The sequence below is a fragment of the uncultured Amnibacterium sp. genome (genome assembly GCF_964244015.1).
Lineage (GTDB): Bacteria > Actinomycetota > Actinomycetes > Actinomycetales > Microbacteriaceae > Amnibacterium.
This window is the reverse complement of the sequence record NZ_CAXTHO010000099.1, coordinates 1-11,246: the sequence shown is the minus strand read 5'-3', so window position 1 is coordinate 11,246 and position 11,246 is coordinate 1. Positions and strand designations below refer to the sequence as shown.

Genomic DNA, 11,246 nt, shown 5'->3' with positions numbered 1-11,246 from the left:
GCGTAGTTCTCCGACAGCGTCCTCCAGGCCGCGATGGTCGAGTCCGTGGCGGGCGTGTACGGCGGGCGCGGGCCGTTCGCGTAGTCGGCGTCGCAGGAGATCCTGGGGCGGGAGGCGCCGACGCCGCGCGGGTCGAACCCGATCCAGTCGTACCGGGCGCCGACGCCTCCCGGCACGCTCGCCCCCGTGGTCGCGAGGCCGATCCCGCTCTGCCCGGGTCCGCCCGGATTGACGAGCATGACGCCCGCGTACGGCGCCTGCGTGTGCCGCACCCGGGAGATCGCGAGGCGCACCGTCGTGCCGTTCTTCGGCGCGCTCCAGTCCATCGGCACGGTCACGACCGCGCACTGCGCGTTCGCGGCGCGGAGCCGGGCGTCGGTGCAGACGGACCAGGAGACGGCCGCCGGGGTCGGCCAGGTCGCCGGGGCCGCCGGACCGTTCGCGGGCGCCGCGGTGCGGGAGACGGAGACGAGGACCCCGGCGCCGATCCCGACGACCAGCGCCACCACGAGCACGCCGATGACCACCACGAGCATCACCGGTCGTCGCACGCGACCCCCTTCGCCGGTTCGAACCAGTGACAGCCGAACCCGTGAGGAGGGTAACCGGCGGATCGGGATGCCTCAGAGCAACGAGACGGTCGCCGGGTCCTCCTCCCCGTCGAACCAGCGCTCGAGCACCCGGCGGAACACCGGTTCCTCGGGCGCGACGCGGGCGAAGAGGGTCATCGACGAGCGCAGCTTGACGGCGTCGATCTCGCCGAGCAGCGCCTCGGCGGAGTCCGCGGCGGCGGCCTCCGCCGCGCTCGCCGCTTCCCGCAGCCGCGCACCGAGCACCGGGTCCGCGAGGTAGGCGCGGGCCTCGTCCGGCGACGTGATCGCGAAGTAGACCGCGGTGGAGCTGCGGCCGAGCCCCGCGAGCTGCGGGAACACGAACCACATCCAGTGCGTGGTCTTCCTCCCGCGGCCCAGCTCCGCGAGCGCGTCGGCGTAGGTGCCGTGCGCGTCCTGCGCGGTGCGGAAGCGGCTGAGGTCGTACGGATCGCCCGACATCCGGGCACGGTACGTCCCCCTGCCTCCAGAAGTACCGTGATCCCCGTGACGATCGCGAGGCGCTACACCGTGACCGGGCAGGTGCAGGGAGTGGGCTTCCGCTGGGCCGCGCAGGGCGAGGCGGACCGGCTCGGGGTCGTCGGACGGGTGCGCAACCGGACGGACGGCGCGGTGGAGATCGTGGCGCAGGGCGACCGGTCGGCGATGGACGCGTTCGCCGCCTGGCTGGAGGAGGGCCCCCGCTTCGCGACGGTGGCCGACGTCGACGCGGAGCCCATCGACGAGATCGAGGCCGACACGTTCGAGATCACGCGCTGATGGGCTGAGGGATCCGCGTCCACCCCGCCCATCGAGGTGCGCCATTCGAGGATCGTGAAGATCGAACGAGCGCTGGGCGTCTGTCGGGGAGCAGGATGCAGACGTGACCGAGCCCGACGACGACCGCGACCGCAGCGTGATGACCGACCTGAAGCGGTTGATCGAGATCGCGCAGCGCTTCGAGCAGGCGCCGGGCCGCCTCACGCCGCTCGGCGAGCGGATCCAGGCCCATCTCGGTTCCGACGTGCTCGCCGCCCCGATCCTCACCGAGGTGGTCGCGGCGCACCGCACGGTCGATCTCGACGTCGCGCTCGAGGAGCTGGCGGATCCCTGCGAGCTGCTCGGCGTCCGCGGTCAGAACCGGGAGCACGAGGGCCTCGAGGCCATGCTGTCCAACCAGTGGGCCGGCTACGACGTCGGCGCCGTCGACTACACGCTGCTCGCCTCCGGGCCGAAGGTGAGGCGGCGGGTGGTCGCGTTCGGACTCCGGTTGTTCGCGTTCGAGGGCGAGCCGGTGGTGGTGCTGCAGCGGGTCGCGAACCGCCAGCACGGCCGCGAGCAGGCGGCGATGCAGGTGCTGGCGGGCGACTCCGCGACCGCGGAGGCCCTGGTCGCCGCCGCGCGCAGGTTGATGCACGAGCGCAGCGTGCTCCGCGGCCAGGTGCTCACCCTGACGCCAGGGGGCGAGTACCGGGTGGAGGGCGAGTCGGTCTTCGTCGAGCGCGAGACGATCCCGGAGGAGGACGTGATCCTGCCGGTGGGCGTGCTCGACACGGTGCGCCGGCACGTCCTCGGGATCGCGGAGCATCGCGACGTCCTGCTCGCCGCGGGACGTCATCTGAAGCGCGGGGTCCTGCTGTACGGGCCGCCCGGGACGGGGAAGACGCTCACCGTGCGGCACCTCGTCGGTGCGGCGGAGGGGACGACCGTCGTGCTGCTGACGGGACCCGCGATCCGGTTCATCGGCGAGGCGACCGACCTCGCCCGCGGCCTGCAGCCGGCGCTCGTCGTGCTGGAGGACATCGACCTCGTCGCGATGGACCGGGGCGAGTTCGGGCCGCAGCCCCTCCTGTTCGCGGTGCTCGACGCGCTCGACGGCCTGGACGGCGACGCGGACGTGACCTTCCTGATGACGACGAACCGGGTGGACGTGCTCGAGCGCGCACTCGCGCAGCGACCGGGCCGGGTCGATCTCGCCGTCGACGTGCCGCGGCCCGGTCCGGAGGAGCGCGCGCGGCTGTTCGCGCTGTACGCCCGTGGGCTGCCGCTCGGCGACGCGGTCGTCCGCGCAGCGGCCGACCGGGCGGAGGGGACGACCGCCTCCTTCGCGAAGGAGCTGTTCCGCCGTGCCGTGCTCGACGCAGCGATGGCGCACCGGCCCTTGGCCGACGGCGACCTCGGCATCGCGCTCGACGGGATGCTCGCCGGCGATGCGGAGCTGACGCGGAGCCTGCTCGGGGTGGGCGGGCCGGACGGATCGGGCGACGACGAGGACGAGTGAGGGAGTGCCGGCCCGCGCTGAGCGTTCGCGGATCCGGAGGAATTCAGCGACTCCCCGCGTTTCGAGGCCCTCCACCGGGGTGTCGCCCGATCCCTCCGGATCCGCGAAGGATGTCCGGATCCGCGAGGCTCAGGCGAAGCGGATCGCGGCCTGGAGGCGCGTGCGGACCTCGAAGATCTCGTTGCCGCCGACCGCTCGGGCGTCGGGGAGGCCGTCGCGCAGCGCGGTGAGCAGCACGGAGGCGCGGAGCACGACCTGCTCCGCCCCGCGCGACGAACCGAGCGACTCGGCGGGCTCGTCGAGATGCGCGTCCGGCAGCACGAGCAGCAGCCCCGTGAAGCGCACCCGGGCGCTGCGGGCGACGGTCCTCGCGCGGGCGGCGAGCTCGTGGATCGGCCGCTCCCCCGCCAGCGCGTCGCCGACCAGCTCGCCGCGGCGCACGGCGATCGGCGCGCCGAAGTCCTCCGACTGGATCGCGAACAGTCCCGTCGGGCCGAGCACGACGTGGTCGATCTTCTCGTCGGCGCCGCCGGCGGCGACGTCGTGCCAGACGGTGTAGCCGATCCCGAGCGTCGCCAGGCGCCGCGCGGTCTCCTCCTCCGCCAGCGCGTCGGCGAGCAGGTGCCGGATCTCACGCGGCGCGCGGCGGACGAGCACCGGGTCGTAGGGATCCGGGATCGACTCGCCGAGGCCGACCCACTCCCGCAGCAGGTCGAGGTAGCGCTCGCGGCGCCGGCCGCCCGGATGCCCGAAGGTGCGCGCCGCGGGCCGGGTGGAGGTGGGGCGGGTGCCCGGCCCGCTCGACGGTGCCCAGGAGGTGGGCTCCTGGCGGGGCGTGCGCCCGCGGTCGTAGTCGGCGCGCGCATCGGGGCTCCCGATGCGCTCCCAGGCCGCCTGCACGGCGATGAACCGCTGCGGATCCCCTCCGACATCCGGATGGGTCTCGCGCAGCAGGCGGCGGTACGCGCGGCGCAGCTCGTCGTCGGAGGCGCTCGCGAGCACGCCGAGCACCTCGTACGGCGAGGCCGACATCGGGCTGTCAGGCATGGTCGCTTCTCACGGATTCCCCTTCGCACGGCCGCCACGTCGCTTCGCCGCGTCGGTGCCGGCTCCGTGGGCCCAGGCTGGTTTCGGCGACACACCGTACCCGGCGGTGCGATGAGCCGCCTATCGCGAGACGAAGGGGAATCCGCGAACCGTCAGCGGGACCAGAAGCCGGTGTGGGAGGCGGCGGCCTCCGACTCGAGGATCGGCCCGGTCACCGCGATGGGGCGCTGGCCCGCGCCGAGCACCGTGCGGCATGGGAGGTCGAGCGTCGGGTTCTCGGGGTCGTCGCCGGTCAGCGCCAGCAGGCCCCGCTCGGACAGCCCGTAGACGACCGCGCCGATGCCCGACCAGTAGATCGCGCCGGAGCACATCGCGCAGGGCTCGCAGCTCGTGACGAGCGTCGACGACGACAGCTCCTGCCTCGAGAACCGTCGCGTGGCGGCGGAGACGAGGTTCGTCTCCGCGTGCCCGGTGACGTCGCGCGTGGTGACGACGGTGTTGCCCGCCTCCAGCACGACGCCGCCGTCGGCGTCGGCCAGCAGGGCGCCGAACGGATGGTCGCCGCCCGCCCTGGCGCGGTCCGCGAGCACGATGGCCCGCCTCACGAGTGCGTCGAGATCCACGCATCGACGCTAGCGAACGACTGGCCGACGCTCAGCGCCGCTCCCTACGCTCGGGCGCATGCCCCGCACCATCTACCTGGCCTCGGTGGAGGGGCACACCGGCAAGTCCGCCGTCGCACTCGGGCTGGTGGACGCGCTGTCGCGCCGGGTCGGCCGGGTCGGGGTGTTCCGCCCGGTCAGCCGTGGCACCGACGGCGACTACGTGCTCGACCTGCTGCTCTCGCGGGCGACCGCCGAGGTGACGCCGGAGGAGGCGGTCGGCACCACCTACGAGGCGGTGCACCACGACCCGGAAGCCGCACTCGGCACGATCGTCGAGCGCTTCCGCTCGATGGCCGACCGCTGCGACGCGGTGCTCGTGGTCGGCAGCGACTACACCGACGTCGGCACCCCGACCGAGCTGTCGTTCAACGCGCGGGTCGCGGCGAACCTCGGCGCGCCGGTGCTGCTCGTGCTCGGCGGGCGGCACCCCGGCGGTCGCCAGACACCGGCAGCACCGGGCAGGACCGCGCGCGAGGTCGAGCAGGTGGCCGAGATCGCGCTCGGCGAGTTCCGTTCCGAGCACGCCGAGCTCGTCGGCATCCTCGTGAACCGGGCCGATCCGAGCGAGCTCGCGGCGATCCCGGAGGCGCTGCGCCCGCTGCTGCCCGACGACCTGCCGGTCTTCGCGATCCCCGAGGACGCAGCGCTCGTCGCGCCGGCGCTCCGCACCGTGCTCGCGGCGGCCGAGGCCGAACTCGTCGCGGGCGACCCGGCGCTCACCGAGCGGACCGTCTCCGGGATCGTCGTCGCGGCGATGACGCTCGAGAACGTGCTGCCCCGGCTGATCGAGGGTGCGCTCGTCGTCGTGCCCGGCGACCGGGTCGACACGGTGCTCGGCGTGCTGCTGGCGCACGCCTCCGCCACGTTCCCCTCCCTCAGCGGCCTCGTGCTGTCCGGCGGCTTCCCGCTGCCGCCGAACGTCTCGCGCCTCGTCGAGGGACTGCACGTCTCCCTCCCCGTCGCCCGCACGGACCTCGGCACCTACGACACGATCACCGCCGTCTCCGCGGTGCGCAGCACGCTCGCCGCCGAGTCGCCGCAGAAGGCCGCGGAGGCCCTCGCCCTGTTCGAGCGGCACGTCGACGCCGACCTGCTGCTCTCCCGCGTCGACCTGCACGCCTCCGCGGTCGTGACGCCGCTGATGTTCGAGTACAGCCTGCTGGCCCGCGCCCGCGAGCACCGGCGGCACATCGTGCTGCCGGAGGGGGACGACGACCGCGTGCTCGAGGCGGCCGGGATCGTCCTGGCGCGGAACATTGCCGAGCTCACGATCCTCGGGACGGAGGTGACGGTGCGGGCCAGGGCGCTCGGCCTCGGGATCGACCTCGGCCGCGCCCACGTCGTCAGCCCGACGACCTCCCCCCTCCGGGAGCGCTTCGCGGAGACGTACGCGCAGGAGCGGGCGCACAAGAACGTCTCCCTCGAGCTCGCCCGCGACACCGTCACCGACGTGTCGTACTTCGGCACCCTGATGGTGCACCTGGGCCTCGCCGACGGCATGGTGTCGGGCGCCGCCCACACCACCGCGCACACGATCCGGCCGGCATTCGAGCTGATCAAGACCGCGCGGGGCGTCTCCGTGGTCTCGAGCGTGTTCCTGATGGCGCTCGCCGACCGGGTGCTGGTGTACGGCGACTGCGCCGTGATCCCCGACCCGACCGCCGAGCAGCTCGCCGACATCGCGATCTCCGCCGCCGCGACCGCCCGGCAGTTCGGGATCGATCCGAGGGTCGCGATGCTCTCCTACTCCACCGGCACCTCCGGCAGCGGCGCCGATGTGGAGAAGGTGCGCGCCGCCACCGCGCTGGTCCGCGAGCGGGCGCCGCAGCTGCTCGTGGAGGGCCCGATCCAGTACGACGCGGCCGCGGACCCGCAGGTCGCCGCGGCGAAGATGCCCGGCTCGGCGGTCGCGGGGCGGGCCACCGTGTTCGTGTTCCCGGACCTGAACACCGGCAACAACACCTACAAGGCCGTGCAGCGCTCGTCGGATGCCCTCGCGATCGGGCCGGTGCTGCAGGGGCTGAACAAGCCGATCAACGACCTGTCGAGGGGTGCGCTCGTGCGCGACATCGTGAACACCATCGCCATCACGGCCATCCAGGCGCAGTCGTGAGCTCCGGGAGCGTCTTCGTCCTGAACGCCGGATCGTCGTCGCTGAAGTACCAGCTGGTGGACCCGGAGTCGGGCGACGTGCACGCCTCCGGGACCGTCGAGCGAATCGGGGAGGCGGGAGGGGCGGCCGACCACGAGGCCGCGGTCCGGCAGGCGCTGACGGACATCGAGGGCCTGCCCGAGCCCGTCGCCGTCGGGCACCGGGTCGTGCACGGCGGCTCCCGCTTCGACGCGGCGACCGTCGTGACGCCGGAGATCGAGCAGGCGATCGACGACCTGGCCGCGCTCGCGCCGCTCCACAACCCCGCGAACCTGCAGGGCATCCGGGCGGCGGCAGCCGTGCTCGACGTGCCGCAGGTGGCGGTGTTCGACACCGCCTTCCACCGCACGATCCCCGCCGCCGCGGCGACCTACGCGATCCCCGCCGACCTCGCCCGCGAGCACCAGGTGCGGCGCTACGGCTTCCACGGGACCTCGCACCAGTTCGTCTCCCGCGCTGCCGCCGCGTTCCTCGACATCCCGCTCGAGGGCTCCCGGATCATCGTGCTGCACCTCGGCAACGGCGCCTCCGCCTGCGCGGTGCGCGACGGCCGGTCGGTGGACACCTCGATGGGCATGACGCCGCTGGAGGGGCTGGTCATGGGCACCCGCTCCGGCGACATCGACCCTGCCGCGATCTTCCACCTGCACCGCCAGGCAGGGCTCGGGTTCGACGAGATCGAGCAGCTGCTGAACCGTTCGAGCGGCCTGAAGGGGCTCACCGGCAGCGGCGACATGCGCGACGTGCAGGCCGCGGCGGCGGAGGGGGACGAGGTCGCGGAGGGCGCGCTGGAGGTCTACCGGCACCGCCTCCGCCACTACATCGGCGCCTACTTCGCCGAGCTCGGCGGCCTCGACGCGCTGGTCTTCACCGGCGGGGTCGGCGAGAACGACGCGCTGCTGCGCCGCCGCACCCTCGACCCCCTCCGGCACCTCGGCATGCACGTCGCCCCCGACCGGAACGAGGTCGCCTCGAAGCGGCCGCGGCGCATCTCGACCGACGACTCCCCCGTCGCCGTGCTCGTCGTGCCGACGAACGAGGAGCTCGAGATCGCCCGCCAGACCGCCGCAGTGCTCGCGTAGTCCGCTACCGGGGCCCTCCGCTGCAAGGTCGACGGTGCGCACCGTCCCTTCAGCAGCGGTCGGCCCCGCTAGCGGTCAGTCTCCTACGAGCGCCTGCTCCAGCGTGCGGGGGGGCGTGGCCCGTCAGGCGCTCGACGTCGCCGGACGTCGCTGCGAGCGCGCCGCTGCCGATCGCCGTGTACGTACTGACCCAGGCATCGAGCTGCCACTGCTCGCCGGTGAGCATGCGGCGGGAGGCATATGCGTCGTCCAGCGTCTCGTGCTCGAAGCGGTACGGACGGCCGAGCGCCCGGGCCATGCGGTCGGCGGCCTCCGGGAACGAGATCGCCTCCGGACCGGTCAGCCGGTAGGTGCCGTCCTCGTGCGGGCCCGGGTCGCGCAGCACGGCCGCCGCGACGTCGGCGACGTCGGCTCTGGCGACTGCAGCGACCCTGCCGTCCCCCGCCGGACCGCGGATCACGCCGTGCTCGTCGGCGAACAGCGGGAAGAAGTCGAGGTAGAAGCTGTCGCGGAGGAAGGTCCAGCGCATCCCGCTGCTGCGGATCGCCTGCTCGGTGTACCAGTGGTCGCGGCCGAGGGTGAAGTCCGCGTCGGCCGCTGCGCCGTCGAAGCTGGTGTAGACGACGTGGCCCACACCGGCCTCCGCGGCGGCCCGGACGGCGGTGCGGTGCTGCTCGAGCCGGTCCGGCGCCTCCGCGCCCGAGACCAGCAGCAGGACGTCGGTGCCGTCGAGCGCAGCCCGCATCGCGGACTCGTCGGCGTACGAGGCGGTGCGCACCTCCGGATCGCCGTCGATCCTCGGCACCCGGGCGGCGTCGCGGACGACGAGCCGGCCGACCTCCTCGCCGAGGAGGCGGGCGACCCGGCCGCCGACGGCCCCGGTCGCGCCGGTGACGGTGATGTGCTGCACGCCCATCTGCAGCGTCCTGCGCCCCCCGCGCATTCCTGACGGTGAGCACTGATCCGGCGCGCCGCGGGCTGACCCCGGCCGGCGCGTGCCGCCGGTCATACTTGGCCGATGCTCCGCCGGGTTCTGATCGCCGCCGTCGCCGTCGCGGTCGGCGCGGCGCTGGCGGCAGCACCGGCGGGCGCGGCGCAGGCGGCGGAACCGACCGCGTCGACGACCGCGACCGGGTACGACGTCTCCTACCCGCAGTGCGACATTGCGTTGCCGACGCGCGGTGACATCGCCGTGGTCGGCGTGAACGCCGGCACCGGGACGACGACGAACCCCTGCCTGGCCGAGCAGCTGGCGTGGGGCGACGCGGCGGCCCCGGACGGCACGCCCCGCCGTGCGGACGTCTACGTCAACACCGCGAACCCGGGCCACCTCGGCGACTGGTGGCCGTCGGCGGACCTCACGAGGTCCGGCGTCCCGGTCATGAACCCCGAGGGCCGCTGCGCCGGCGCGGAGGACGCGGCCTGCGCCTACGTCTACGGCTTCTCGATCGCGACGGACGACCTGCAGGCACGCGGCGTGACCGCTGCGTCGGACCGGACGTGGTGGCTCGACGTCGAGACCATGAACTCCTGGAGCTGGAACCGGCAGGCGAACCTCTCCGCGGTCGAGGGCATGGCTGCCGCGATCCGCGGGGCCGGCGGTGACGTCGGCGTGTACTCGGCCCTGCGGCAGTGGGATCTGATTGTGGGCGACGCCACCCCCTCCGTCCCGCTCGCCGGGATGCCGAGCTGGATCGCGGGCGCGACGACCCGCGCCGGCGCGCTCGCGAACTGCGCGGCCGTACCGCTGACCCCCGGAGGCCGCGTCGTGATGGTCCAGTGGGTCGAGCAGGGCGTCGATCACGACATCGCCTGCGGGGTCGGTGTCGTCGGCACGCGGCCCGCCATCGACGGCACCGCGGTGGCCGGGGGCCGACTCGCCGTCGACGCCGGAGCGTGGGGGCCGTCCACCGTCGCGTTCGACTACGCCTGGTCGCGCAACGGTGTCCCGATCGAGACCGCGATCGGCGCGTCCTACGACCCGACCGACGCGGACATCGGCGCCGCCATCGCCGTGACGGTGACCGGCAGCCGCCTCGGCGCGCCACCGCTGTCCATGACGAGCGCCCCGGTCGTCGTCGCCACCGCCGTGGTCGCGCCCACGAGCACGCCCGCACCGTCACCGTCGCCCACGTCGGAGTCCGCAGCGGACGGGGCGCGGTGATGCGCCGGGCGCTCGCCGTCGCCGCGGCCGCCGGTGTGCTCGCCGCCGTGCTGGTGCCGGAGTCGGCGTTCGCGGCCACCCCGCCGAGCGACGGCGGCGACGTGTCGCAGAACCAGACGTCGATCTCCCTCCCGGTTCTCGGGGACTTCGCGGTCGTCGCGCTCAACGACGGACTGCCCACCGGGACGAACGCCTTCCTCGCGGATCAGCTGCAGTGGGCCGCAGGGGCGCCGGGGGTCGGGCACTCCCCCGTCGACGTCTACGTCGCGTCGGCGAACCCCGGTCCGGCCCTCGCGTCGTGGTGGCCGACGGGCGACACGACGAAGGCCGGCAAGACCGTGCACTCCCCTTACGGGAGATGTGCCGGCAGGAAGGCCACGCGGGCCTGCGCATGGGTCTACGGGAACTCGGTCGGCCGCGACGACGTGCACCGCCTGCCGTCCGGGTTCTCGGTCGGCACCTGGTGGATCGACGTCGAGCAGGACAACACCTGGAGCACCTCCACGCTGCGCAACCGAGCGGTCGTCGAGGGCATGGTCGCCGGGCTGAAGGCGGCGAAGAAGCGCGTCGGGATCTACGCGCTGAGCGGCCAGTTCACCGACCTCCTCGGCAGCGTGCCCACCTCCAGCTCGATCACGACGCTGCCCTCCTGGGTCGCCGGCGCGAAGGACGAGGCGGCCGCGCTGCAGCGCTGCAGCGGCGCGTCCCTCACCGCCGGCCGGCTCACGCTCGTGCAGTGGGTCGACTTCGGTGCTCACGTCGACCACGACGTGGCGTGCGGCACCCTCACCCAGCCGAAGCCGACGACCTCCGGAACGTACCGCGTGGGCGCGAAGCTCACCGCGAAGCACGGCACCTGGGGTCCCGGCACCGTGCGGCTCACCTACCGCTGGACCCGCGACGGGCAGCCGATCGCGAAGGCGACGCACAGCACCTACACGCTGAAGCGGGCCGACGCGCGCCACCGCATCGGCGTGACCGTCACGGGCACCGAGACCGGCTACAGCACGGCCGTGCAGAAGAGCACCACGCACCGCATCGCCTCCTGATCCTCGCCCCGCGTCCCTCGTGCGGCGATATCCGACTGATGCGGCTGCGATCCGACCCGCACCAGTCGCGGATCCCCGCACCAGCCGGGATGCGCTGCGCGGACGCTCGCCTGAGCTGTGTCTGTTCGAAACATGGGCTGGGCACACTGGCGGCATGACGCTGCTCGTGGTGAACGCCCGACTGATCACGCTCGCTGCCGGTGCCCACGACTCGGG

10 protein-coding genes and 1 pseudogene are annotated in these 11,246 nt (G+C 73.8%); 6 read left to right on the top strand and 5 right to left on the bottom strand.

Annotated elements, in window-relative coordinates:
* Positions 1 to 551, bottom strand: a pseudogene (locus tag ACFE67_RS11310) (alpha/beta hydrolase); the annotation flags it as partial.
* Positions 552 to 623: 72 nt separating this feature from the next.
* On the bottom strand, positions 624 to 1,052 hold the full coding sequence (locus tag ACFE67_RS11305) for a DUF1810 domain-containing protein (RefSeq protein ID WP_375406981.1): 429 nt from the start codon (positions 1,050 to 1,052) through the stop codon (positions 624 to 626).
* 45 nt (positions 1,053 to 1,097) lie between these two features.
* Here ACFE67_RS11305 and ACFE67_RS11300 point away from each other — a divergent pair, with 45 nt between their 5' ends.
* Both ACFE67_RS11300 and ACFE67_RS11295 read left to right on the top strand, forming a co-directional pair.
* Complete coding sequence (locus ACFE67_RS11300; protein WP_375406980.1) at positions 1,098 to 1,370, top strand: acylphosphatase; 273 nt, start codon at positions 1,098 to 1,100, stop codon at positions 1,368 to 1,370.
* Positions 1,371 to 1,473: 103 nt separating this feature from the next.
* The gene (locus tag ACFE67_RS11295; protein ID WP_375406979.1) at positions 1,474 to 2,871 is read left to right on the top strand and encodes an AAA family ATPase; all 1,398 of its coding nucleotides are present in this window, start codon (positions 1,474 to 1,476) and stop codon (positions 2,869 to 2,871) included.
* Between the two features lie 129 nt (positions 2,872 to 3,000).
* Here ACFE67_RS11295 and ACFE67_RS11290 read toward each other — a convergent pair whose 3' ends face one another.
* Both ACFE67_RS11290 and ACFE67_RS11285 read right to left on the bottom strand, forming a co-directional pair.
* Complete coding sequence (locus ACFE67_RS11290) at positions 3,001 to 3,918, bottom strand: DnaJ domain-containing protein (protein ID WP_375406978.1); 918 nt, start codon at positions 3,916 to 3,918, stop codon at positions 3,001 to 3,003.
* Positions 3,919 to 4,070: 152 nt separating this feature from the next.
* Positions 4,071 to 4,541, bottom strand: a complete 471-nt coding sequence (locus ACFE67_RS11285) for a nucleoside deaminase (protein ID WP_375406977.1) — start codon at positions 4,539 to 4,541, stop codon at positions 4,071 to 4,073.
* 58 nt (positions 4,542 to 4,599) lie between these two features.
* Here ACFE67_RS11285 and pta point away from each other — a divergent pair, with 58 nt between their 5' ends.
* Positions 4,600 to 6,696 carry a phosphate acetyltransferase gene (gene pta / locus ACFE67_RS11280; RefSeq protein WP_375406976.1) on the top strand — a complete coding sequence of 699 codons (2,097 nt, stop codon included), beginning with the start codon at positions 4,600 to 4,602 and terminating at the stop codon, positions 6,694 to 6,696.
* Positions 6,693 to 7,817, top strand: a complete 1,125-nt coding sequence (locus ACFE67_RS11275) for an acetate/propionate family kinase (protein ID WP_375406975.1) — start codon at positions 6,693 to 6,695, stop codon at positions 7,815 to 7,817. Before pta ends, ACFE67_RS11275 begins: the two co-directional genes overlap by 4 nt.
* Positions 7,818 to 7,866: 49 nt before the next feature.
* Here the strand turns inward: ACFE67_RS11275 and ACFE67_RS11270 are convergent, their stop codons facing one another.
* Positions 7,867 to 8,733, bottom strand: coding sequence for an SDR family oxidoreductase (locus tag ACFE67_RS11270; protein ID WP_375406974.1), 867 nt, complete (start codon positions 8,731 to 8,733; stop codon positions 7,867 to 7,869).
* Between the two features lie 102 nt (positions 8,734 to 8,835).
* Between ACFE67_RS11270 and ACFE67_RS11265 the strand changes: the two genes are divergently transcribed.
* Both ACFE67_RS11265 and ACFE67_RS11260 read left to right on the top strand, forming a co-directional pair.
* Positions 8,836 to 9,981, top strand: coding sequence for a hypothetical protein (locus tag ACFE67_RS11265; RefSeq protein ID WP_375406973.1), 1,146 nt, complete (start codon positions 8,836 to 8,838; stop codon positions 9,979 to 9,981).
* A complete protein-coding gene (locus tag ACFE67_RS11260; protein WP_375406972.1) occupies positions 9,981 to 11,030 on the top strand; it encodes a hypothetical protein in 1,050 nt (349 codons plus the stop codon). Before ACFE67_RS11265 ends, ACFE67_RS11260 begins: the two co-directional genes overlap by 1 nt.
* Positions 11,031 to 11,246 lie beyond the last annotated feature (216 nt).

Coding starts and splice junctions, on each gene's coding strand:
- ACFE67_RS11290 (WP_375406978.1), bottom strand. CDS start 3,918: ATGCCTGACAGCCCGATGTCGGCCTCGCCGTACGAGGTGCTCGGCGTG.
- ACFE67_RS11270 (WP_375406974.1), bottom strand. CDS start 8,733: ATGGGCGTGCAGCACATCACCGTCACCGGCGCGACCGGGGCCGTCGGC.
- pta (WP_375406976.1), top strand. CDS start 4,600: ATGCCCCGCACCATCTACCTGGCCTCGGTGGAGGGGCACACCGGCAAG.
- ACFE67_RS11260 (WP_375406972.1), top strand. CDS start 9,981: ATGCGCCGGGCGCTCGCCGTCGCCGCGGCCGCCGGTGTGCTCGCCGCC.
- ACFE67_RS11305 (WP_375406981.1), bottom strand. CDS start 1,052: ATGTCGGGCGATCCGTACGACCTCAGCCGCTTCCGCACCGCGCAGGAC.
- ACFE67_RS11265 (WP_375406973.1), top strand. CDS start 8,836: ATGCTCCGCCGGGTTCTGATCGCCGCCGTCGCCGTCGCGGTCGGCGCG.